The following is a 22761-nucleotide window of genomic DNA, read 5'->3' on the forward strand; positions in this document are numbered from 1 at the left end:
CTTTGTCGCCCGAGGAGCGTCAAGGGCAGCGCGGCAGCACTGATCCTCCGCCCCCAACTCACCATCCTTGACACCCCCCACCCCCTCGCGCCCATCCTTCCCCAAGGAGACCCGCCATGACCCCAACCCTCACGGTCTTCGCCAACTCCCCCGACCGCGGCCGCGGCCTCGCGCGGGACATGCGCGTGCGGTGGGCATTCGATGAGGTGGGCCAACCCTACGAGGTGGCCACGATCTCCTTCGCCGCGCTGAAGCAGCCGCCCCATCTCGCCCTGCACCCCTTCGGCCAGATCCCCGCCTATCAGGAGGGCGAGCTCACCCTCTTCGAATCCGGCGCCATCGTGCTGCACATCGCCCAGCATCACCCCGGCTTGCTCCCCGACGCCCCAGCCCCCCGCGCCCGCGCCACAGCCTGGATCTTCGCGGCACTCAGCACCGTGGAGCCGCCCATCGTCGAACTGGAACAGGCCGGCTACGCCGAGCGCACCGAACCCTGGCACCAGAGCCGCCTGCCTCTGCTCCACGCCCGCATCCGCCAGCGGCTGGACGACCTCGCCCGCCACCTCGGCACAAACGACTGGCTGGAAAGTACCTTCTCCGCCGGCGATCTGATGATGGTCATGGTCCTGCGCCGGCTGGAGGGGACGCAGCTGCTGGCCGACTACCCCGCCCTCGCCGCCTATATCGCCCGCGGCGAGGCGCGCCCTGCCTACCAACGCGCCTACGCCGCGCAACGGGCGCTGTTCGAGGCAGGCTAGCGGTCCGCCACCGCAAACATCCCCGCCGCCGCCTGCAAACGCCGCCGGTCATCCGCGCCCGTCAGCGCCACCTCGGCCCGCACCAGCGCCACCTGCAGCTGATGCAGCGCCGCGGCGCGCGCGGCAGGCGGGCCGATCCGCGCCAGCGCCTGCAGCGCCTTCACCAGCCGCAGCATCACATCGACATGGCCCGCGCCATCGCGGCCGATCAGGGTGAAGGCGTCCTCGAAGAGGTCATCACAGTGCAGCGCTGGCGCCCGGATCCTCGGATACTCGGCCTCGCACCCCTCCGCCTCGGCCCAGGCATCGCCCCAATAGGTCAGCAGCCGTGCCTGCCGGCCGATCACGTCGATCGCCGTGCCCGGATCGTTGATCCCCGGCGACAGCGCCCGCAGCGCCACCTCGGACAGCACCACGAGGCCGAAGCGCGGATCCTGATCGAAGGTCCGCACCGGCCCGATGGTGAAGGTCTCGCGGATCGCCTCGGCCCGCTTGTCCATCAGCGGCGAGTCCGAGGCGGGAACGCAGGCCAGCACCGAGCCCTCGAAGACGAAGCTCCCCGGCAGCACATGCACGTCGATGTCGACCTCGCCCTCCTCGGCAATCTCCGACAGCGCATCGGTATCGACGAACTGCACATAGCCCACCTCCTCCGACAGCACCGGCGTGCCCTGATAGCCGCCCTCCAGCGCCCGCCCGCCCAGAAACGGCAGCGCGATCCGCGCCTTCATCGCGCCGTCCGTCGCCTGCTCGATCCGGGCGATGGTGTCCCCGACCCGGCCCAGCTTGGTCAGCTGGTTGATCCAGCGCAGCAGCGCGATGACGATCAGCACGATCACTCCGAGCGTCACCAGGAACAGGATCGCCCGCCCCTCCGGCCCATAGACGCTGACCTTGGAGGCGATCAGCGCCACGATGCTGAACACGAAGGAGCCCACGAAGGTGGAGACCGACCGCTGCACCACCCCGTCCTCGGTCAGCAGCGGGGTCGCCCGCGGCGTGGCGTTCGAGGTCGCCCCGCCATAGGCCGCCGTCAGCGCCCCGACCGAGAAGGTGGTGACGGCCAGCATGCTCGAGGCGATGATGGTCAGCAGGCTGTCGATGGCATCCGAGCTGATATCGAGCGGCGCCTGCCCCGCCAGAAACCGGCTGCTGAGCGAGGCCAGCAGCGCCGCCCCCAGCCCCAGCAGCGCATAAAGCGCCACCCGCACCCACAGCGTCCGCCGGATCCGCGACAAGAGCCAGTTCAGTCTGGACATGGGGTGCTCCGGGTTGGGGGGCGGCTGGGGCGCCGGTCGGGGTTTGGTGAAGACTACCGGCGGCAGCGGATGGGCACCACCCGGGAAAGCGGGCAGTGTCGCCCCCCGGCGTCAGCGCGCAACGACCTCCACCCGGCGGTTCAGCGCCCGGCCCTGATCGGTCGTGTTGGGCGCGACCGGAGCAAGCAGCCCCACCCCCGCCGGCACGGCGCGGCTGGCCGCGATGCCATGCCCGGACTCGAGCGCCGCCACCACAGCGCCTGCCCGGGCCCGCGACAGCTCCAGATTGGCCTCCAGCCCCCACGCTGTCGGTATGGCCGACGACATAGATCGACAGCTCGGGCCGCGCCGCCAACAGTGCAGCAATCTCGGTCAGCGCCGGCCCCGACTCTGGCAGCAGCGCCGCGCTGCCGAAGTCGAAGTAGATATTGTCGATGGCGATCCGCCCCTCGGCATCCAGCGCCGATCCCATCGCCGCAGCGTCGAGCACCCGGACCAGGCTCACCCGCCCTTCGAAGGGGGCCGCCTACACCGCGCCTTCGCCAAAGCCGGTGACGCGCTGGCTGGTCCCGAAGGCCTCGTCGATCCGGTTTCCGGGATATTCCTCCGACCCGGCATAGGGCTCGACGACAAGGGTCAGATCGGTCTGCGCGTGGGCGGGCTGCACAAGGGCGAGGGCAAGCGAAAGGCAGCAAGCGAAACGGGCCAGCATGGAAACACCTCGGGGCCCAAATCGCCGTCAGGCTAAGCGAGGCCCAAAGCGGTTGGCAACTGAAATTGGGTTGGCGGGGCTTGCCCCCCGGCGCGTCGTGCCCGGGGCCAGGGCGCTGCCCGATGGCGCTACGCGCCTTGGTCCCGGGCAAGGGCGTCCTACGACAACGCGAACCCGTAGGTGACGGATCCCGGATACCATTCGGGAGCCACCGCATCCTCATCCAGCAACCCACCCAGCCGCTCGGCCAGCCGGCGCGAAGCATGGTTTTCCAGCTTGATGCGGGCGATCATGCGCGCGAAGCCAAGCCCCTCTGACGCATGGATGCGGTAAGCCTCGCAGGCTTCGGTGGCATAGCCGCGCCCCTCATCCGCGCCGCTCCAGATCGTCCAGGTGAACTCCGGGGGCTCGTCGGGGATCAGTTGCATGGCTCCGGCATGGCCGATCGGCTGGCCGCTGTCCCGGTGCGCGAATACGAAGCGCCCGAACCCCCGCAGCTCCCAATGCCCGATCATCGCCGCCAGTTTTTCGAAGGCCTGCACCTCTGTGAACGGCCCACCAACAAATCGCGCACGGTCACTCAGGCAATAGGCAGTGTAGGCGGCGATGTCCGCGGCTCCCGGCCGGCGCAGCACCAGCCGCTCGGTCTCAAGGATGTCGTGCCGCCTCACCCCAATCCCTCACAACGGCCGTATCTTCAACTTCGCCAGCCGGTTCTCTTTCCTTGACACCACCTCGAAATGGAACCCGTGGAAGCTGAACACCTGCCCCTCGGCCGGGATCGTCTGCGCCTCGTGGATCACCAGACCCGCCACCGTATTCGCCTCCTCATCCGGCAGCTGCCAGTCCAGCGCGCGGTTGAGGTCGCGGATGGTCATCGTGCCCTCGACGATGAAATCGCCCTCCGGGGTCTTCTTGAACGGATGCTCGCCGGCCAGGTCGAACTCGTCGGAAATCTCGCCAACGATCTCTTCGATGATATCTTCCAGCGTGATCAGGCCCTTGAGGTCGCCATATTCATCCACCACCAGCGCGAAATGGGTGCGGCGCTTCAGGAACTCGCGCATCTGTTCGTCCAGCGGCGTCGTCTCGGGCACGAAATAGACCGGCATCGCCACCGCCAGCACATCGAGGTCACGGATCGAGGCGAAATTGCCATCCTCGCCGCGCACGGTCTTTTCCACGGCGCGCAGCAGGTCCTTGGCGTGGATCACCCCCACCACATTCTCGCGCTCACCCTTATACAGCGGCAGGCGGGTATGGGGCGAGCTGAGCACGGCCGACAGGATCGCGGCCGGGCTCGCCTCGGCGTCGATCATCTCGATCTGGCTGCGGTGGAGCATGATTTCCTCGACCGTGCGCTCGGCAAGGTCCAGCGCCCCCAGCAGGCGGTCCCGGTCTTCCTTCTCGACCGTGCCCTCCTGATGGCCAATCGCCAGCGCCCCCGCAATCTCGTCGCGGACCGAGAACATCGCGCTGTCGGGATCGGTCTTCACGCCGAACACCATCAGGATCACCCGCACGATGGCCCGCACCACCATCACCACCGGCGACAGCACCCGGATCAGCACGCGCACCAGCCGCGCCACCTTCGAGGCCATCGCCTCGGGCCGGGTGATCGCATAGGTCTTGGGCAGCACTTCCGAGAAGATCAGCACCAGCGTCGTCATCACCAGCGTCGCCACCGCCACGCCATTGGCGCCGAACACCTGCGTCAGCAACGCCGTCGCCAGCGAGGCGGCAAGGATGTTGACGACATTGTTCCCCAGCAGCAAGGATCCGATCAGCCGCTCATTATCCTCGGTGATGATCAGCGCCGCTTCCGCCCCCGCCTCGCCCTTGTCGGCGCGGGCGCGCAGCTTGGCGCGCGAGGCGGCGGTCAGCGCGGTTTCGGAACCAGAGAAGAAGGCGGACATCGCCAGCAGCAGGATGATCCCGGCGGCGGTCAGCCAGAAGGTCAGGTCGAGGGTCGCAGTTTGGGTAACGGGGTCCATATCGGCAAGGGCTCCTTATGCCCGTCCGTTATGGGGCCCCAGGCCCTTGGGTTCAAGGCCGGCAGGGGCCTTAACTCAGGGACTTACCGCTCCACCGCGCCGCCGCCGGCCACCCAATGCCCCAGCCCGCCGATATTGTAGACGGTGCCATAGCCCATCTGCAGCAGCATCTGCCCCGCCGCCTGACTGCGGGCGCCGGAGGCACAATACAAAGCCACCGGCCGCGCCGGATCGAGGCCCGGCAGAAACTCCGGGCTCGACGGATCGCATTTCATCCGCAGCACCGCCAGCGGCACATGCAGCGCGCCCCTGGCCTTGCCGCTGGTGGCAACCTCGCTGCGTTCGCGCACGTCGATCACCGTGATCTCACCCGCCTTTGCCCGCGCCACCGCTTCGGCAGCGGCAATCGGCTGCACGCGGGCGCCGGGAGGCCCAGAGGGGCGCAGGAACGAGAACATGGGGCAAACCTCAAGGTAAAGGCGCGCCAAAGGCGCCAGATGCATTCCAATACCAGAATGTGATGTACCCCCGCAAACGCTTTTGCGGCCCCGCAGCATCACGTTCATCTTCTGTTCACTTTTCAGGGTTGGAGACTCGCCCGCCATGCCCTATTTCTTGCAGGTCTGACGCGGGGTCGGGCAGTTGGGGGCATCATGGCCGAGCAGAAGTTCATCAGTGTACGCGGCGCGCGCGAGCATAATCTCAAGGGCATCGACGTGGATATCCCCCGCGATCAGCTGGTGGTCATCACCGGCCTGTCCGGCTCGGGCAAGTCCAGCCTCGCCTTCGACACGATCTATGCCGAAGGCCAGCGCCGCTACGTGGAATCGCTCTCCGCCTATGCCCGCCAGTTCCTCGACATGATGGGCAAGCCGGATGTGGACCATATTTCGGGCCTCTCCCCCGCGATCAGCATCGAGCAGAAAACCACCTCGAAGAACCCCCGCTCCACCGTCGGCACGGTGACAGAGATCTACGACTACCTGCGCCTCCTCTATGCCCGCGCCGGCACCCCCTACTCGCCCGCCACCGGCCTTCCGATCACCGCGCAGCAGGTGCAGGACATGGTCGATGGCGTGATGGCCCTGCCCGAAGGCACCCGAGCCTTCCTGCTGGCCCCCATCGTGCGCGACCGCAAGGGCGAGTATCGCAAGGAAATGCTGGAGCTGCGCAAGCAGGGCTTCCAGCGCGTCAAGATCGACGGGGCGTTCCACGAGCTGGAGGATGCGCCGACCCTCGACAAGAAACTGCGCCACGATATCGACGTGGTGGTGGACCGGATCGTGGTGCGCGAGGGGCTGGAGACGCGGCTGGCCGACAGCTTCCGCACCGCGCTCGACCTCGCCGATGGCATCGCCATCCTCGAACTCGCGCCCCCCGCCGACGCGCCCGAAGACTTCGTGTCCGAGCGCATTACCTTCTCCGAAAAATTCGCCTGCCCGGTCTCCGGCTTCACCATCCCCGAGATTGAACCGCGCCTCTTCTCCTTCAACGCCCCCTTCGGCGCCTGTCCGGTCTGCGACGGCCTCGGGGTGGAGCTGTTCTTCGACGAACGCCTCGTCGTGCCTGACATCACCCTCAAGCTGACCGACGGCGCGCTGGCCCCCTGGGCCAAGAGCAAATCCCCCTACCAGACCCAGACCATCGACGCCCTCGCCCGCCATTACGGCTTCGACAAGCGCAAGGCCTGGAAGGATCTGCCCGAAGCGGTGCAGCAGGTCTTCCTCTATGGCTCCGCCGAGGAAGAGATCGCCTTCCGCTTCGACGAGGGCGGCCGCGTCTATCAGGTCTCGCGCACGTTTGAGGGGCTGATCCCCAACATGGAACGCCGCTACCGCGAGACCGACAGCGCCTGGAGCCGCGAGGAGATGGAGCGCTACCAGAACAACCGCCCCTGCGGCGCCTGCAGCGGCTACCGGCTGAAGCCAGAGGCGCTGGCGGTGAAGATCGCCACCCTGCATGTCGGGCAGGTGGTGAAGATGTCGATCCGCGAGGCCCATGACTGGATCTCCACGGTGCCAGAGGCGCTGACCGACCAGAAGAACGAGATCGCCCGCGCCATCCTCAAGGAAATCCGCGAACGCCTTGGTTTCCTTGTGAATGTCGGGCTCGATTACCTCACCCTCTCCCGCGCCGCCGGCACACTCTCGGGCGGTGAATCGCAGCGCATCCGTCTCGCCAGCCAGATCGGCTCCGGCCTCACCGGCGTCCTTTATGTGCTGGACGAGCCCTCCATCGGCCTGCATCAGCGCGACAATGATCGCCTGCTGACCACGCTGAAGAACCTGCGCGATCAGGGCAATTCGGTGCTGGTCGTCGAACATGACGAGGATGCGATCCGCCATGCCGATTACGTCTATGACATCGGCCCCGGCGCCGGCGTGCATGGGGGGCGCGTCGTCAGCCACGGCACCCCGGCGCAGGTGCAGGCCGATCCGGCCAGCCTGACCGGGCAGTACCTGTCGGGCGCGCGGCAGATCCCGGTGCGCAGCGTGCGCCGGACCGGCAGCGGAAAAAATCTGGTTGTGTCAGGGGCTTGCGGCAACAACCTCAAGAATGTCACCGCAGAGTTTCCGCTGGGAATGTTCGTCTGCGTCACCGGCGTGTCCGGGGGCGGCAAGTCCACCCTGACCATCGAGACGCTGTATAAAACGGCAGCGATGCGCCTCAACGGCGCCCGCGAGACCCCGGCGCCCTGCGACAGCATCAAGGGCTTCGAGCATCTCGACAAGGTCATCGACATCGACCAGCGCGCCATCGGCCGCACGCCGCGCTCCAACCCCGCCACCTATACCGGCGCCTTCGGCCCGATCCGCGACTGGTTCGCCGGCCTGCCCGAGGCCAAGGCCCGCGGCTACAAGCCCGGCCGCTTCAGCTTCAACGTCAAGGGCGGCCGCTGCGAGGCCTGCCAGGGCGACGGGCTCATCAAGATCGAGATGCACTTCCTGCCGGATGTCTATGTCACCTGCGAGACCTGCAAGGGCGCGCGCTACAACCGCGAGACCTTGGAAATCAAGTTCAAGAACAATAGCATAGCCGACGTTCTTGACATGACGGTTGAAGATGCGCAGGGCTTCTTCACCGCCGTTCCGTCGATCCGCGAAAAGATGGATGCGTTGGTGCGCGTCGGCCTCGGCTACGTCAAGGTCGGCCAGCAGGCGACCACGCTGTCGGGCGGCGAGGCGCAGCGGGTGAAGCTGTCCAAGGAGCTGTCGCGCCGCGCGACCGGCCGCACGCTCTATATCCTCGATGAGCCGACGACGGGGCTGCATTTCGAGGATGTGCGCAAGCTGCTCGAAGTGCTGCATGAATTGGTGGAACAGGGCAATACGGTGGTGGTGATCGAGCACAACCTCGACGTCATCAAGACCGCCGACTGGATCATCGACATCGGCCCCGAAGGCGGAGACGGCGGCGGCGAGATCGTCGCGGTCGGCACCCCGGAGCAGGTGGCCGAGGTCGAGCGCAGCCATACCGGGCGCTACCTGAAACCGATGCTCGCCGCGCGAAGGGTCGCTGCCGAGTGAGGCTCGCCGGCCGTCTGCTGCTGGCGCTGGCTGTCCTCGCCACCCTCGCCTGGACGGTGGTTGCGCTGCACTATCAAGCGGTTGGCCTGTGGCGCGTGCTGGCGCAGGCGCTCGCCGTCGCGGCGGCGCTGGCGCTTGGCTGGCAGGTCTGGCGAAGGCGTCTGCGGCGGGCACTGGTCGGACTTGTGGTTGCTGCGGTAGTGGTCGGGCTCTGGTGGTCTTCGATCAAGCCGCTGGCAGATCGGGACTGGGCGGAGGATGTGGCGCGGGGGGTTTCGGGACAGGTTAAAGAAGACCTTGTAACCCTAAGGAATGTCAGGGATTTCACCTGGACCACCCCCACCGCTTTCGCCCTCGCCTGGGGCGAGGAAACTGTCCGCCTCTCTGACCTGCAAACGGTGGATCTGGTCACCTCGGTCTGGGCCAATCCCGCCATCGCGCATACGCTGATCAGCTTTGGTTTTGCCGATGGCCGGCATATCGTCTTCTCGGCCGAGATCCGGCGGGAACGGGGGGAGGCGTTTTCAGAAATTGGCGGGTTTTTCAAGGAGTTCGAGCTGGTTCTTATAGCAGCCACCGAAGCCGACATCCTCCGCCTGCGCAGCGATGTGCGGGGCGAGAGTGTTTCGGTGTTCCCGCTGAAGTTGACCGCCGATCAGCGTGAGGCGCTGTTCAGAAGTTACATTAACCTCGGCAATCAACTTGCTGAAAAGCCAAGATTTTACCAGACCGTCACCAGCAACTGCACCACGATCATCTGGCGGCTGGCCCGCACCGTAGATGCGCGGCTGCCGCTGGACTGGCGGGTGCTGCTGTCGGGATACCTGCCCGGATACCTGCACGATCTGGGATTGCTGGAGGAGCCGTTGGAGCAAGCGGTGCAAGACGCGCGGATCTCGCCGCGGCCCGAGGTCGCGCGTGAAGATTTCTCACGCGCGATCAGAGGCTTGCAGCCCTAATCTCACCTAGTTCATCAACGCGGCGTGGCCCTCGGCCACCACGTCCAGCACCGCGAAGCTTTGTGCATCCACCTTGTAGGTGTGACCGTTCGCCCGGTAGTAGCGCCAGTTGCCGGTGACCGGCGGCAGGCCATAGCGGGGCGGGTCGATCAACATGCTGTATTCGTAGATCGGGAAGGCATCACCGATGCCGAAGGCCGGCACCGAGGGTTCGACGCGGATACGCTTGGGGCCCGGCGAAAGCTCAGCATCGTCCAGCACAAGCACGCAGGGCGCGGCGGCGCTGGCGGTCAGGAAGGTGCTCGAGGCGAGACACTCGGCAAGCGCGGCGGAGGGCGCAAGCAGCAGGGCGGCGACGGCGGCGGCGCGCATGAGCTTCATCTGGTAACTTCCCGTCACAGTTGGGTGATCTGTGACAGAAACGAGCGGCGCGGCGATTGGTTCCGCGCCGATACATAATTTGCCAGTGCTCAGCGCGCCTTGAAGAGCCCGCCCAGAACCCCGCGCACGATACTGCGCCCCGCTTGCGTGCCAAGCTGGCGGGCGAGGCTTTTGCCGAAGGTTTCGGCGATGCTGTCGGAGCGGCTGGAGCGGGCGGCGGGCTTCTTGGCGGGCACCGTTTTGCCGCCATAGCGGCGGCCGGCATTGAACTCGGGTTCCGCCTCCCCCACCACCTCCACCTCTTTTGCAGCGGCATCGGCACGGGCGCGCAGGCGCTCGAAGGCGGAGTCGCGGTCGATGGTGGTGGCGTATTTGGCACCGAAGGGGGATGCGGCGATGACCGCCGCCCGCTCTGCCGCGGTGATCGGCCCAAGCTGGCTGGCGGGCGGGCGCACCAGCGTGCGCTGGACGATGCCGGGGACGCCCTTCGCCTCAAGGAACGACGTCACCGCCTCACCCGTCCCCACCTCCTTGATCGCGGTTTCGGTGTCGAACTCGGGGTTCGGGCGATAGTTCTGCGCGGCGCGGGCGAGGTCCTTCTGGTCCTTGCCCGTGAAGGCGCGCAGCGCGTGCTGGACGCGGTTGCCGAGCTGGCCGAGGATATCCTCGGGCACATCGGCGGGGTTCTGGGTGACGAAATAGACGCCAACGCCCTTGGAGCGGATCAGGCGGGCGACCTGTTCGACCTTGTCCACCAGCGCTTTCGGGGCGTCGTCGAACAGCAGATGCGCCTCGTCGAAGAAGAACACGAAGCGGGGCTGATCGGGATCGCCGACTTCCGGCAGCTCCTCGAACAGCTCGGACAGCAGCCACAGCAGGAAGGTGGCGTAGAGCCGGGGCGCGCCCATCAGCCGGTCGGCGGCAAGGATGTTGATGCGGCCGCGGCCATCGGGGGCGACGCTCATCAGGTCGGCAAGGTCCAGAGCGGGTTCCCCGAACAGGCGGGTGCCGCCCTGGTTCTCCAGCACCAGCAGCTGGCGCTGGATCGCGCCGATGCTGGCGGCACTGACATTGCCGTAGCGCAGGCCGATGTCGCGGGCATTCTCGCCGACGAAGACCAGCATGGCTTGCAGGTCTTTCAGGTCGAAGAGCGGCAACCCCTCCTCATCCGCCATGCGGAAGGCGATGTTGAGGACGCCCTCCTGCACGTCGGTCAGGTCGAGGAGGCGGGCGAGCAGCAGCGGGCCCATCTCGGTCACGGTGGTGCGGACGGGGTGGCCCTGCTCGGCCCAGAGATCCCAGAAGGTGACCGGGAAAGCCGTGTAGCCAAGGTCATAGCCGATGGTGGCGGCGCGGGCGGCGAAGGGGCCGTGCAGCTTGCCGTCCGGCGAGCCGGCCTTGGCGAGACCGGCGAGGTCGCCCTTCACGTCGGACAGGAAGACGGGAACGCCGGCGGTGGAGAAGGCCTCGGCCAGCACCTGCAGGGTCACGGTCTTGCCGGTGCCGGTGGCACCCGCGATCAGCCCGTGGCGGTTGCCGTATTTGAGCAGCAGGTGCTGGGGGGTGGCATGGCCGGGGCCGCCGCCGCCGACGAAGACCGCGCCGGGGGCGAGGATGGCGTTGAGCAGGGGTGCGGCATCTTGGGCAGGTGCGGGGCTGTCCTGAGGCATGGGGACGGTCCTTGTTGGCGGTGGCAGGCCTGAGCCTTTGGGTCGGGGTCACAATACATCCTTAACCCTCTGGTGCCACTGTGGACTTGTTCGCCGCGCTGGTCCTTTGCCGGGCCTTGCGGGTGGGCAGCTTCCTCCCTGTCAGACTGGCCGCGCCCCGGATCGGGCGCGGCCTTTTTCGCACAACCTGAGGATGATCCGGGCGGTACCGACGCAGTGAGCAGAATATTTTCCCGGTCATCAGCCAAAAACAGGGCCGTCATCCTTGTTGACGGAAGGACACGAAGGCCTTAGCGTCCGCTGTCAATGACAAGTCGGCCAGTCCGACAGGGATCAAAGACGGTGGGAAAAGGGCCTTCGGGCCCTTTTCCTTTTGTCCGCCGCGGGGGGGTACGAAGGGGGCACCGCGCACGAAGATTTGGGCTGCCTTGCCCCCGTGCCAAGGATTTCCCGCCTGACACTCCGGCGCCGCCGTGCTAGACCGCCGCGAGACACGTCCTGACAATTAACGGTGCCTGACAATGACCGACATGATGACCCCGCTGCGCCCGGCGCTGGCGCTTGCCTTGGCCTTGGGCCTTGGCCTGCCCGCGATGGCACAGGATGCCGCCGCGCCTGCGACGACCGAGACGCCCGCCCCCGCCGCAACGCCCGAAGCACCTGCCCAAGCCCCTGCCGAGGCGCCCGCCGCAGAGGCCCCCGCCGCCGCAGAAACCGAAGCCGCGGACGCCGTGCCGGGCATCGGGGAGGCCTATACCGAGGCGACGCATGGTGACTGGGAACAGCGCTGCGTGCGGACCGAGGACGGGTCGGACCCTTGCCAGCTGTATCAGCTGCTGAAGGATCAGGACGGCAACCCGGTCGCCGAGTTCAGCCTGTTCGGGCTGCCCGAGGGCGAGCAGGCCGCAGCGGGCGGCACGATCATGACGCCGCTGGAAACCCTGCTGCCGGAAGCGATCCTGATGCAGGTCGATACCGGCGAGGCCAAGCGCTATGCCTTCACCTTCTGCGCGCCGATTGGCTGCGTGGCGCGGGTGGGCTTCACCGATGCCGAGATTGCGAGCTTCAAGAAGGGCAACAAGGCGACGATGGCGATCACGCCAATGGCCGCGCCGGACCGCAAGGTGCAGCTTAACGTGTCGCTGAAGGGCTTCACCGCCGGGTATGACGCGGTGAATGCGGCCAACGCGGATCTGGCTGCGAACTGATCGCACCAGTCGGAAGACACAAACGCCGCCCTGACCGGGGCGGCGTTTTGCTGTTCGGGGCTCAGGCGGCGCGGCGCAGGGCGATGACGGCGTTGAGCCCGCCAAAGGCGAAGGCGTTGGACAGGCACACCTCGACCTTCGCCTCGCGCGCCACGTTCGGGACCACGTCGAGCGCGCATTCCGGGTCGGGCTCCTCATAGCCGATGGTGGGGGCGATCACCCCGTCCTTCAGCGCCATGATGCAGGCCAGAAGCTCCACCGCGCCGGTGCCGCCGATCAGGTGGCCATGCATGGACTTGGTCGAGGAGATCATCAGCCGGTCGGCATGATGGCCGAAGGCATGGGCGACGGCGGCGCTTTCGGTCTTGTCATTGGCGGCCGTGCCGGTGCCGTGGGCGTTGATATAGCCCACATCCTCGGGGTTCAGCCGCGCATCGCGCAGCGCGCCGGTGATGGCGCGCTCGGCGCCCTGCTGGCTGGGCATCACGATGTCGGAGGCGTCGGAGGACATGGCGAAGCCGATCACCTCGGCCAGCATCTCGGCGCCGCGGGCGCGGGCGTGGTCATAGTCCTCGAAGACGAAGACCCCTGCCCCCTCGCCCTGCACCATGCCGTTGCGGTTGGCGCTGAACGGGCGGCAGGCGTCGCGCGACATGACGCGCAGCCCCTCCCAGGCCTTGATGCCGCCAAAGCACAGCATCGCCTCGGACCCGCCGGTGATCATCGCCTTGCACATGCCCGAGCGGACCATCTGGAACGCCTGCCCCATCGCGTGGTTGGAGCTGGCGCAGGCGGTGGAGACGGTGAAGGCCGGGCCGCGCAGGTTCCATTCCATGCTGACATGGCTGGCCGCGGCAGAGTTCATCAGCTTGGGCACGACGAAGGGATGGACGCGGTTCTTGCCCTCTTCATACACCGCCCGGTAATTCTCGTCCCAGGTGGTGGTGCCGCCTGCCGCGGTGCCAAGCACGACGCCGGATTCGTAGCCAAGGGTGCCGTCGAAGTTGAGGCCCGATTGCGCGATCGCCTGCCGCGCCGCCATCAGCGTGAACTGGGTGAAGCGGTCATAGAGCGCGATCTGCTGGCGGTTGAAATGCACCTCGGGGTCATAGTCCAGCACCTGCCCGCCAATGCGGATCGACAGGCGTTCGACGTCGCGGATGCTCAGCTCGCCGATGCCGCAGCGGCCTTCGCGAAACGCCTCGAAGGTTTCGGGAACCGTATGGCCAAGCGCGTTGATGGTGCCGGCGCCGGTGATGACGACCCTGCGCATGGTGATCAGCCCTTCTGGTCGGCGATCAGCGTCTCGACCGCGCGGACAATCGCCGCGACGGAAGAGATGTCGAACTCGCTTTGCACCGGGTCATTGGCGTTGAAGGGCACGGTGATGTCGAAGGCTTCTTCGATGGCGAAGATCGATTCGACAAGGCCGAGGCTGTCGATGCCCAGATCCTCGAGCGACGAGCTTGGCAGCACCTGTTCGGGGTCGAGCACCGCCTGTTCGGCGATGATGGCGATGATGCGGTCCTGGACGCTGACGGTCATGCGGGGGGTCTCCGGGTGGCGATCTTGTGGGTCGGTAGAACGGGTCAGGTCGGTCAGTCTTTCTGGCCGAGCTTTGTAACAGCTTCTTTAAGCTCTGCCACCTGCGCGAAGAGGCGGCCAAGGCGGCGGATGTTCTTCCACGCCTCGACATGGGTTTCCATCTTCAGCGCCGGGCTGCCCAAGAGCACCCGGCCGGCGGGCGCGTTGGTGAAGATCTTGGTGGCGCCGCCGGCGATCACGTCATCGCCGACGAAAATATTGTCCGACACGCCGCATTGCCCCGCCAGCACGACGCGGTTGCCGATCCGCGCCGAACCGGCGATGCCGACCTGCCCGCACAGAAGGCAATCGCGGCCAACCTGCACGTTGTGGCCGACATGCACGAGGTTGTCGAGCTTGGTGCCGGAGCCGATGGTGGTGGCGCGGATGGTGCCGCGGTCGATGGTGGCCCCTGCCCCGATTTCCACATCATCCCCGATCTCGACGGTGCCGAGCGAATGGATGCGGATCCAGCTTTGGGCGCGGATTTCCTCGCGCTCCCCGAGCGTCTGGCGGATTTCCTCGACCCCGGATTTCTCGGGCGTGACGAAGGAGAAGCCATCGGCGCCGATCACCGCGTTCGGGTGGCAGATGAAGCGATCGCCGATGATCACGCGGGCGCCGATGCGGGCGCCTTGCAGGATCAGGGCACCCTCGCCGATCCGGGCGCCCTCGGCAATGCTGACATGGCTGGCGATGCGGGCGCGCGGGCCGATGACCGCGCCGGGGCCAATGACCACGAAGGGGCCGATGGCGGCGCCGATGCCGACGGTGGCAGAGGGGTCGATGACGGCGGAGGGATGGATGCCGGGGGCAATCGTGGGCCCCGGATCGAGCGTGCGGGTGAGGCCCGACATCGCCAGCCGCGGGCGCGGCACGAAGATCGCGGCGGCGAGGCCGAGTGCCTTCCAGTCGGCCCCTTCCCACAGCATCGCGGCGCGGGCGTTCCCAAGCGCGAGGCCGGCGGCATATTTTGGGTCCATCGCCAGTGCGAGGTCATCCGGGCCCGCCGCAGCGGGTTCAGCGGCGCGGTGGATGGTCAGGCCGGTGTCGCCTTCGGCCCGCCCGCCAAGGGCGGCGGCCAGTGCGGCGATACTATAGCCGTCTGGATGCTGGGTCATGTCGCCTCCGGCATCGGGTGGCCGCGTGCCGCCCTGTTACCGCAGTGACTTAGCCCTCCTCAAGCCCAAGCGCCACCCCGGCGGCCTCAAGCGCCTCGAAAATCGCCGCGTCACGGCCATAGATGTCGCGGCGGAACTCGATACGGCCCTTGGGCGTGGGCCAGGCGGTGTAATAGACCAGATGCACCGGCACCGGCTGCGCCAGCGAGACGGCGGTTTCGACGCCGGTGTTCAGGTGCCGCTTGAACTCGCCCACCGGGTCATCTGTCTGGCGCGCCAGCAGCGCATAGGCAAAGTCGAAGGGTTTGCCGAGCCGGATGCAGCCGTGACTGAAGGCGCGGATCTCTTTCTCGAACAGCGACTTCGACGGCGTGTCATGCAGGTAGATATTGTATTGGTTCGGGAACATGAACTTCACAAGGCCAAGCGCGTTCGAGTTCGACGGCGGCTGCTTCATGTCAAACGGGAAGGTGCGGGCGCTGTATTGGGCGAAGTTCACGGCGCCGCGGTTCACCACCCGGCCCGAGCGGTCGACGACGTTCAGGTGCCCCACGGCATTGGGGTTCTTTTGCAGCATCGGCAGGTATTCCTTGACCGTGATGCTGCGCGGCACGTTCCAGGTGGGGTTGATGACCATATATTCCATCTGGTCGGAAAACTCGGGCGTGCGCCGGTCGCTCTGGTTCATGCCGACAACACTGACCGTCTCGAACGTGACCTTGCCGTGATCGACGATCTTGGCGGTGAAGTCCGGCAGGTTGACCCAGATATGCCGCTCTCCCAGCTCAACGCCGTTCATCCAGCGCAGCCGTTCCATCGCGGCGATCACCGATTTCAGTCGGTCTTCGGGGCTATGGTTGATTTCCTCGATGGTGAGGGCGCCGGCAACGCCATCGGGGGTGAGGCCGTGGTCGATCTGGAAGGCCTGCACGGCCTTTTGCACGACGCTGTCAAAGTCCTGGGTGGCAGAGCGGCCGAGATAGCCCATCGCCACCAGCCGGTCGCGCAGTTGCACGACCGCGGCGCCGCTGGCGCCGGGCTTGAGGGTTTCGGCGGTCACCGGGGCACCCCAGGCGCCCGAGGCAGCGGCGCGGCGCAGGTCGAGCCCGGCCTTCATCAGCTGCGCATATTCCGGCGCGGCGGGCGGCAGGGTGCGAACGAAGGCGGCGGGGTCGGAACTGGCGAAGGCGGCAAGGGTGACGGCGGGATCGGGGCGGAGGACCTCGCGCACGATGCCGGCGTCGATCTTGCGCGGTTCGGTGGCGCCGCTGGAGACGTCGGTCGCATAGGCGAGGAAGGCACGGCTGAGGGCGACCTCGGCGCGCGCCCGGTCGCGTTCGGTGCGGATCGCGGCGATCTGGGTGCGCAGGCCGGCGGCATCATAGCGCGCGGCCGGCAGGCCGTGGGCCGGGGCGCGGTCGAGCGCGGCAAAGAGCGCGGCCCGGCGCGGGGCATCGGCGGCGGTGGTCCAGAGCGGGGCATAGTTGCGGCCCTGGTAGAAGGCGGCGATGGCGGCCTCGGTGCTTGCCGCTTCGGCCACGCCCTGGGCGAAGGGGCTGAAGGCGGTGTCCGCGGTGGCGCTCGCGCTGTGCGGCGCGAAGGCCAGCGCAGCCATCAGTGCCAGAAGCGCGCCCGCGCCTTTGGAGAGTGTCGTGATCCGTGTCCGCCCGGTATTCCGCATCTGCCGACCTTATCCCGTTGCGCAATTTGCTCTGTGGATGAGTCTTGCTGTGGCGTTGGGCGGCTGTCCACTCACAACTCCAAGGGCAAGGGACAGGCTGTCGCATTCGGGCAACAGGTCTGTGGCCGGCCGATGGCGCAAATTATTTAAGCAGGAATTCGCCTATCAACCTTCCGTTAACGGCTCTGCGGCATTTGCGCGGTTGGCACACGAGTCGGGCCATGTCATAAAACTCCTGCATCTGGGGATGACATGGCATCAAGCCGCTGCAAAAGCGGTCTAAGCGACGGGACAGGCGCACAAATGACTATGACACTTTCGGCTGGGGTCTCGCGGCGCGGGATCCTCGGGGTATTTGCGGCAACGGCCCTTGTGGCGGCGCCGACCTACTCCAACGCCTTCGGCTTCCTGCGGGGCGCCGGCGATGTGCGGCGGATCCGCATGTATTCTGGCCGCACCGGCGAGAGCCTTGACACGATCTACTGGCTGGACGGGGATTATATCCCCGAGGCGCTGGCCGAGATCAACCACTTCATGCGCGACTGGCGCAATGATCAGACGGTGTCGATCGACGCGCGCACCGTGGATATCGCCGCAGCCTCGCACCGGCTGATGGGGGTGAGCGAGCCCTACATGATGCTGTCGGGCTACCGATCGCCGGCGACCAACAACATGCTGCGCTCGCGCTCCGGCGGTGTGGCGAAGAACTCGCTGCACATGAAGGGCCAGGCGGCGGACCTGCGGCTGACCTCGCGCTCGGTGGCGCAGATGTACAAGGCCGCGGCCGCCTGCCGCGCCGGCGGGGTCGGGAAATACTCGCGCTCGAACTTCGTGCATATGGATTGCGGCCCGGTCCGCACCTGGGGCGGCTGAGGTTTCAGCGGCCCTGACAGAACGGTAAGAAAGGCGCCCTGTCCCGGCGCCTTTTTTCATGTCTGGCGCCTGTGGCTGGCGGCGGGGGGCTTTCTGCCCCCCGCACCCCCCGAGGATATTTGGACCAAAACGAAGATGGGCGCAGGACAAAGCGGTTGCACCCAGCCCGCGTTTCACGGCCATGTTGGGGCCTGCGACACTGACCCCTGAAAGGACCGCCATGAAACGCATCTGCCACCTGATCGGAGCGCCGGTCGATTCGGGCCAGCGCCGCCCCGGCTGTCTGATGGGGCCTGCGGCCTACCGCGTGGCGGGGCTGGCGCGGATGCTGGGCGATCTGGGCCACGGGGTCGAGGACCGGGGCGATGTGGCGCTGCCGGTGCTGCGCGAGGTGAGTTGCGAGAATCCGGCGGTGCATTCGCTGGCGGAAACCGTCGGCTGGACCGAGGCGCTGTCGGCCGCGGGCCGGGCGGCGCTGGCGGAGGGCGGGTTTCCGATCTTTCTGGGCGGCGATCACTCGCTGTCCTTGGGCTCCGTCGCCGGGGTCGCCGCCCATGCGCAGGGCGCGGGGCGGCCGCTGTTCCTGTTGTGGCTTGATGCGCATACCGATTTCCACACGCCGCTGACCACCGGGTCGGGCAACCTGCATGGCACGCCGGTGGCCTATATCGCGGGGCGCGAGGGGTTCGAGGGCTTCCCGCCTTTCCCCGCGCCGCTGCCGCCGGGGAATATCTGCCTTTATGGCATCCGCTCGGTGGACCCCGAGGAGCACGCGGCGCTGCAGGAGGGCCAGATCGACATCAAGGATATGCGGGTGCTGGACGAATACGGCATCGTCGCACCGCTGCGGGCGTTTCTGGAGGAGGTCCATGCGGCGGAGGGGATGCTGCATGTCAGCCTCGACGTGGATTTCCTCGATCCGTCAATCGCGCCGGCGGTGGGCACCACGGTTCCGGGCGGCACCACCTTCCGCGAGGCGCATCTGGTGATGGAGCTTCTGCATGAAAGCGGGCTTGTGACCTCGCTGGATCTGGTGGAGCTGAACCCGTTTCTGGATGAGCGCGGGCGCACGGCGCGGCTGATGGTCGATCTGGTCGCCAGCCTGATGGGGCGCAAGGTCTTCGACCGGCCGACGCGCAGCTACGGCTGACCTATAGCTTCGGTCAGGGGGGCGCGCACCGCGGCTTCGGCGGTGGCGCAGAGCTGTTTGCGCCCTGCAAAGCCCGCGGCGGCGAGCGGCGGATGGAAGATCACTTCCGCCCGGGCGCTGCGCGGGCTGGCCATCAGCTTGAGGAGATGCGGGCCGAACGCCATGTCGCCCCACCAGCCGAGGAAGCGGGGGTCTTGCCCCTTCGGCGCGTGGTAGATCACCGTGACCGGCTGGATGTGGATGGCGCTGAGCCCTTCGGTGAAGAAGGCGGCGAAGAGCGTGGGCTTGAACGGCAGCACCCGGCGGCCATCGGTGGAGGTGCCTTCGGGGAAGAACAGCAGGCGGTGGCCCGCGCGCAGGCGGGCCTCGAACAGGGCTTGCTGGTCCTTGGCCTCGCGCGGGTCGCGGGTGATGAAGACGGTGCCGGTGGCGCGGGCAAGCCAGCCGATGCCGGGCCAGGCGGCCACCTCAGCCTTGGACACGAAATAGACCCGGTCGCAGGCATTCAGGGTGAAGATGTCGAGCCAGCTGGAATGGTTGGCGACGATGCCGCCCTGGCCGCGCATCGGCTGGCCGCGGACCGTCAGGCGGATGCCGAGGATCGCCAGCGCGGCGCGGCAGACGGCCTGGGTGATGTAGGGGGTGACCGGGCGGCCGAGGCCGCAGAAGGCCCGCTCTGGCATGCGCAGGAGCAGCAGGAGGATGAGGCCGCCATAGGTGAGCAGCACCAGCAGGGGGGCGCGCAGGGCGACCAGCAGCCAGCCAAGCGCGCCGATGCGGGGCGCGGGCGGCGTGTCATCGTCGCGCCAGGTGACCATGCGCGCGGTCAGGCCCGCGCGTCGAACTTGCGGGTGTAGAAGCCCTTGTGCTTTGCGCTCATCGCCGTGGTGTCCATCAGCAGGCAGACATCGGTGGTATTGAACGGCCGGTCGATGAAGGCATCGGCGCCGACGAACCCGCCAAGGCGCAGATAGGCTTTGATGAGGGCCGGCATCGCCACCATCGCCGCCTTGCGGTCCAGCTGGTCGGCGGGAACGAGGTCCATGCGCTGCGCATGTTCCGGCAGCGCCCGCACCCGCAGCGCCTCGGGCGCGAGGTGGTGGTGGTGCAGCCAGGAGAGCGGCAGCTTCAGCGCCTCGATATCGGTGCCGTGGAAGCTGGCGACGCCGAACAGCACCTCGATGCCGAGGTCGAGCACATAATCTGCGAGCCCGTTCCACAGCAGGAACATCGCCGGGCCGCCGCGATAGTCACGATGCACGCAGGAGCGGCCAAGCTCCAGCAGGCGGCGGTTCGAGGCGCGCAGGGCGGTCAGGTCATATTCGCCGTCACAGTAGAAGCGCCCGAACTCTGCCGCGCGCTCGCCCGGCAGCAGGCGATAGACGCCGACGACATGGTCCAGCGCGGAGGAATCGCGGCGGGTGTCGATCAAGACCAGATGGTCATAGATCGGGTCGAACTCGTCGCGTTCGAGCCGCTCCACGTGATCGACCAGCGGGCCATCGCCGCCAAGCTCTTCGACAAACACGCCATAGCGCAGGCGCTGCGCGGCCAGAAGGTCGCGTTCCTCGATCGCCAGGCGGATCACGAAGGGCGAAGTTTCGGGCGTCGTCGGGTCGGGCGTCATGGCACCTGCTTCTGCGGCGCCCGGCGGTCCTGTGGACCCTCCCCGGGCAGGTGGCGCGGTTGTAGGCGGCTGCCGATGGATTTGCAACCGCGACGCATCGCGCAGCCGGCGGCCGGCTTGGTTGACACGCGGCCCGGTTGTGCTAGCGTTAAAGCGTTCAGCCTTGGGTAAGTCATTGAGTATCAGGCATAAGAAGCAGGTCGACCCGCGCGCCGTCGATGACGACTTTTCCGGCATGTTCGAAATTCACCGTAATCTTGTCGCCGATCCGCGACTGAACCTGCCCCAGCCCCCAGTCCGGCTGGCCCGGATGGCGCACCAGCATTCCGGGTTCGAGGATCGCGTTCATCGGGGCCGTCCTTCCATGTTTGCCGGAAACCGCCATGTCGCATGACGGACCCGACCTGACCGCGCTGCTTGGCTCGCGGATCTGCCATGACCTTATCAGCCCGCTGGGGGCAATCGGCAACGGGGTAGAACTGCTGGCGATGTCGGGCACGGCGGCGGGGCCTGAGATGGCGCTTATCGCGGAGAGTGTGGCCAGTGCCAAGGCACGGATCCGGTTCTTCCGCATCGCCTTTGGCGCGGCGGCGCCCGATCAGCGGCTGGGCCGGCCCGAGATTCTGGCGGTGATTGCCGACATGACGCGAGGCGGCAAGCTGGCGATCGACTGGCAGCCCGAGGGCGATCAGGCGCGGCGCGAGGTGAAGCTGGCCTTCCTGGGGCTGCAATGCCTGGAAAGCGCGCTACCCTGGGGAGGGCGGGTCACGGTGCAGCGGCAGGGCCCGGGCTGGCTGCTGCGGGCCGAGGCGCAGCGGGTGAAGGTGGACGCGGCGCCTTGGGCGGTCCTGGCAGGTCTGGGCGACCCGGCCGAGGTGAGTGCAGCGCAGGTGCATTTTGCGCTGATGCCGGTCGAGGCTGCCCGGCAGGCGCGCAAGGTGCAGGCCGATCTGGGCGAGACCGGGATCAGCCTGCGGTTCTAGGCGCCCTGCCTATGCGCGAATGGTGCCGTCCCCAACCACCAGATATTTGAAACTGGTCAGCTGTTCGGCCCCGACCGGCCCGCGCGCATGCAGCTTGCCGGTGGCAATGCCGATTTCCGCGCCCATGCCGAACTCGCCGCCATCGGCGAACTGGGTGGAGGCATTGCGGATCAGGATCGCCGAATCGAGCCGCTGGAAGAAGCGCTCGGCGGCGGCGTCATTCTCGGTCAGGATCGCTTCGGTATGCTGGCTGCCATAATGGCGGATATGGGCAATGGCGGCATCGACCCCGTCCACCAGTTTCACCGCGATGATCTTGTCGAGAAACTCGCGGCCGAAATCCTCGGGCACTGCCTTCACCGTGCCCGGGATCTTGGCCAGCTCGCCCTCGGCCCGCACCTCGACACCGGCGGCCAGCAGATCCTCGATCAGCACAGCGCCATGCTTCGTGTAGAACTGCCAGTCGATCAGCAGGCATTCGGCAGCGCCGCAGACGCCGGTGCGGCGGGTCTTGGCGTTCAGCACCACGCGGCGGGCTTTCTCGAGATCGGCGTCCCTGTCGGCATAGACATGACAGATGCCTTCGAGATGCGCGAAGACCGGCACCCGCGCCTCGGCCTGCACGAGGCCGACAAGGCCCTTGCCGCCGCGGGGCACGATCACGTCGATATGCTGGACCATGCGCAGCATTTCGGTCACCGCGGCGCGATCACGGGTGGGGACCAGCTGGATCGCGGCCTCGGGCAGGCCGGCCTGACGCAGCCCCTCCACCAGACAGGCATGGATGGCGGCGCTGGAATGGAAGCTCTCCGACCCGCCGCGCAGGATCACCGCATTGCCGGATTTGAGGCATAGCGCCCCGGCATCGGCGGTGACATTGGGGCGGCTTTCATAGATCACGCCGATCACGCCGATGGGCGTGCGCACGCGGCGGATGTTGATGCCGGAGGGCATGGTCCAGTCGGCGATCACCTCGCCCACCGGGTCGCGCTGTTCGGCGACCGAGCGCAAGCCGTCGACCATGCCGCGGATCCGGCTTTCCGTCAGTTCCAGCCGGTCGATCATCGCGGGCGAGAGGCCCTTTTCGTCGGCAAAGACCAGATCCTCGGCATTGGCATCGAGGATCTGCTGGCGGCGGGCCCAGACCTCCTGCGCGGCACCGATCAGCGCGGCATGTTTGCGCTCTGCCGAGGCCGTTGCCAGCTCGACAGCGGCGGCGCGGGCAGCGCGGCCGATCCCGTCCATCGTGGCGGCAATGCTGTCCATGTCCTTCA

Annotated in this window: 23 protein-coding genes; 7 read left to right on the plus strand and 16 right to left on the minus strand. The window is 67.3% G+C overall.

Annotation, left to right across the window (positions count from 1 at the left end):
- Positions 1 to 116 precede the first annotated feature (116 nt).
- Positions 117 to 758 carry a glutathione S-transferase family protein gene (locus Q8S30_RS07190; RefSeq protein ID WP_305665336.1) on the plus strand — a complete coding sequence of 214 codons (642 nt, stop codon included), beginning with the start codon at positions 117 to 119 and terminating at the stop codon, positions 756 to 758.
- On the opposite strand, the gene Q8S30_RS07195 is transcribed toward Q8S30_RS07190, so the two are convergent.
- The 6 genes from Q8S30_RS07195 to Q8S30_RS07220 all read right to left on the minus strand — a co-directional run bounded on the left by Q8S30_RS07195 (position 755) and on the right by Q8S30_RS07220 (position 5181).
- Positions 755 to 2017 carry a DUF2254 domain-containing protein gene (locus Q8S30_RS07195; protein ID WP_305665337.1) on the minus strand — a complete coding sequence of 421 codons (1263 nt, stop codon included), beginning with the start codon at positions 2015 to 2017 and terminating at the stop codon, positions 755 to 757. The genes Q8S30_RS07190 and Q8S30_RS07195 overlap by 4 nt on opposite strands.
- A gap of 111 nt (positions 2018 to 2128) precedes the next feature.
- Positions 2129 to 2344: an OmpA family protein gene (locus Q8S30_RS07200; protein ID WP_305665338.1), complete on the minus strand. Its 216-nt coding sequence runs from the start codon at positions 2342 to 2344 to the stop codon at positions 2129 to 2131.
- A 199-nt stretch (positions 2345 to 2543) separates the two neighbouring features.
- Positions 2544 to 2729, minus strand: coding sequence for a hypothetical protein (locus tag Q8S30_RS07205; protein WP_305665339.1), 186 nt, complete (start codon positions 2727 to 2729; stop codon positions 2544 to 2546).
- A 158-nt stretch (positions 2730 to 2887) separates the two neighbouring features.
- Positions 2888 to 3400, minus strand: coding sequence for a GNAT family N-acetyltransferase (locus Q8S30_RS07210; protein WP_305665340.1), 513 nt, complete (start codon positions 3398 to 3400; stop codon positions 2888 to 2890).
- Between the two features lie 9 nt (positions 3401 to 3409).
- A complete protein-coding gene (locus Q8S30_RS07215) occupies positions 3410 to 4723 on the minus strand; it encodes an HlyC/CorC family transporter (RefSeq protein WP_305665341.1) in 1314 nt (437 codons plus the stop codon).
- 83 nt (positions 4724 to 4806) lie between these two features.
- Complete coding sequence (locus Q8S30_RS07220; RefSeq protein WP_305665342.1) at positions 4807 to 5181, minus strand: rhodanese-like domain-containing protein; 375 nt, start codon at positions 5179 to 5181, stop codon at positions 4807 to 4809.
- A gap of 195 nt (positions 5182 to 5376) precedes the next feature.
- Here Q8S30_RS07220 and uvrA point away from each other — a divergent pair, with 195 nt between their 5' ends.
- Positions 5377 to 8250, plus strand: a complete 2874-nt coding sequence (uvrA, locus tag Q8S30_RS07225) for an excinuclease ABC subunit UvrA (protein ID WP_305665343.1) — start codon at positions 5377 to 5379, stop codon at positions 8248 to 8250.
- Positions 8247 to 9209 (plus strand): DUF4105 domain-containing protein, encoded by a 963-nt coding sequence (locus Q8S30_RS07230; protein ID WP_305665344.1) that lies wholly within the window; start codon positions 8247 to 8249, stop codon positions 9207 to 9209. The genes uvrA and Q8S30_RS07230 overlap by 4 nt, the downstream gene beginning before the upstream one ends.
- A gap of 6 nt (positions 9210 to 9215) precedes the next feature.
- On the opposite strand, the gene Q8S30_RS07235 is transcribed toward Q8S30_RS07230, so the two are convergent.
- Entirely contained in the window at positions 9216 to 9590 is a 375-nt protein-coding gene (locus Q8S30_RS07235) for a hypothetical protein (protein WP_305665345.1), read from the minus strand.
- Between the two features lie 89 nt (positions 9591 to 9679).
- Entirely contained in the window at positions 9680 to 11260 is a 1581-nt protein-coding gene (locus tag Q8S30_RS07240) for a helicase HerA-like domain-containing protein (protein WP_305665346.1), read from the minus strand.
- Between the two features lie 530 nt (positions 11261 to 11790).
- Between Q8S30_RS07240 and Q8S30_RS07245 the strand changes: the two genes are divergently transcribed.
- Entirely contained in the window at positions 11791 to 12468 is a 678-nt protein-coding gene (locus Q8S30_RS07245) for an invasion associated locus B family protein (protein WP_305665687.1), read from the plus strand.
- A 61-nt stretch (positions 12469 to 12529) separates the two neighbouring features.
- On the opposite strand, the gene Q8S30_RS07250 is transcribed toward Q8S30_RS07245, so the two are convergent.
- Genes Q8S30_RS07250 through Q8S30_RS07265 form a run of 4 tightly spaced genes read right to left on the minus strand, consistent with a single transcriptional unit; the run spans position 12530 to position 16854 of the window.
- Complete coding sequence (locus Q8S30_RS07250; RefSeq protein WP_305665347.1) at positions 12530 to 13741, minus strand: beta-ketoacyl synthase; 1212 nt, start codon at positions 13739 to 13741, stop codon at positions 12530 to 12532.
- Between the two features lie 5 nt (positions 13742 to 13746).
- Positions 13747 to 14013 carry an acyl carrier protein gene (locus Q8S30_RS07255; RefSeq protein ID WP_305665348.1) on the minus strand — a complete coding sequence of 89 codons (267 nt, stop codon included), beginning with the start codon at positions 14011 to 14013 and terminating at the stop codon, positions 13747 to 13749.
- Positions 14014 to 14066: 53 nt separating this feature from the next.
- Positions 14067 to 15173, minus strand: coding sequence for a UDP-3-O-(3-hydroxymyristoyl)glucosamine N-acyltransferase (locus tag Q8S30_RS07260; RefSeq protein WP_305665349.1), 1107 nt, complete (start codon positions 15171 to 15173; stop codon positions 14067 to 14069).
- Positions 15174 to 15222: 49 nt separating this feature from the next.
- Entirely contained in the window at positions 15223 to 16854 is a 1632-nt protein-coding gene (locus tag Q8S30_RS07265) for a murein L,D-transpeptidase (RefSeq protein WP_371135463.1), read from the minus strand.
- A gap of 303 nt (positions 16855 to 17157) precedes the next feature.
- Between Q8S30_RS07265 and Q8S30_RS07270 the strand changes: the two genes are divergently transcribed.
- Both Q8S30_RS07270 and rocF read left to right on the plus strand, forming a co-directional pair.
- Positions 17158 to 17727 (plus strand): DUF882 domain-containing protein, encoded by a 570-nt coding sequence (locus Q8S30_RS07270; RefSeq protein ID WP_305665350.1) that lies wholly within the window; start codon positions 17158 to 17160, stop codon positions 17725 to 17727.
- 220 nt (positions 17728 to 17947) lie between these two features.
- Positions 17948 to 18877: an arginase gene (rocF, locus tag Q8S30_RS07275; RefSeq protein ID WP_305665351.1), complete on the plus strand. Its 930-nt coding sequence runs from the start codon at positions 17948 to 17950 to the stop codon at positions 18875 to 18877.
- Here rocF and Q8S30_RS07280 read toward each other — a convergent pair.
- The 3 genes from Q8S30_RS07280 to Q8S30_RS07290 all read right to left on the minus strand — a co-directional run bounded on the left by Q8S30_RS07280 (position 18868) and on the right by Q8S30_RS07290 (position 20853).
- Complete coding sequence (locus Q8S30_RS07280; RefSeq protein ID WP_305665352.1) at positions 18868 to 19695, minus strand: 1-acyl-sn-glycerol-3-phosphate acyltransferase; 828 nt, start codon at positions 19693 to 19695, stop codon at positions 18868 to 18870. The genes rocF and Q8S30_RS07280 overlap by 10 nt on opposite strands.
- 8 nt (positions 19696 to 19703) lie before the next feature.
- Positions 19704 to 20504 (minus strand): GNAT family N-acetyltransferase, encoded by an 801-nt coding sequence (locus Q8S30_RS07285; RefSeq protein WP_305665353.1) that lies wholly within the window; start codon positions 20502 to 20504, stop codon positions 19704 to 19706.
- A 172-nt stretch (positions 20505 to 20676) separates the two neighbouring features.
- Entirely contained in the window at positions 20677 to 20853 is a 177-nt protein-coding gene (locus tag Q8S30_RS07290) for a DUF3553 domain-containing protein (protein ID WP_305665354.1), read from the minus strand.
- 34 nt (positions 20854 to 20887) lie between these two features.
- Between Q8S30_RS07290 and Q8S30_RS07295 the strand changes: the two genes are divergently transcribed.
- The gene (locus Q8S30_RS07295) at positions 20888 to 21487 is read left to right on the plus strand and encodes a histidine phosphotransferase family protein (RefSeq protein WP_305665355.1); all 600 of its coding nucleotides are present in this window, start codon (positions 20888 to 20890) and stop codon (positions 21485 to 21487) included.
- Between the two features lie 9 nt (positions 21488 to 21496).
- Here the strand turns inward: Q8S30_RS07295 and Q8S30_RS07300 are convergent, their stop codons facing one another.
- Complete coding sequence (locus Q8S30_RS07300; RefSeq protein WP_305665356.1) at positions 21497 to 22753, minus strand: glutamate-5-semialdehyde dehydrogenase; 1257 nt, start codon at positions 22751 to 22753, stop codon at positions 21497 to 21499.
- Positions 22754 to 22761: the final 8 nt, after the last annotated feature.

This window comes from Frigidibacter sp. (genome assembly GCF_030695035.1).
Classification (GTDB): Bacteria; Pseudomonadota; Alphaproteobacteria; order Rhodobacterales; family Rhodobacteraceae; genus Frigidibacter.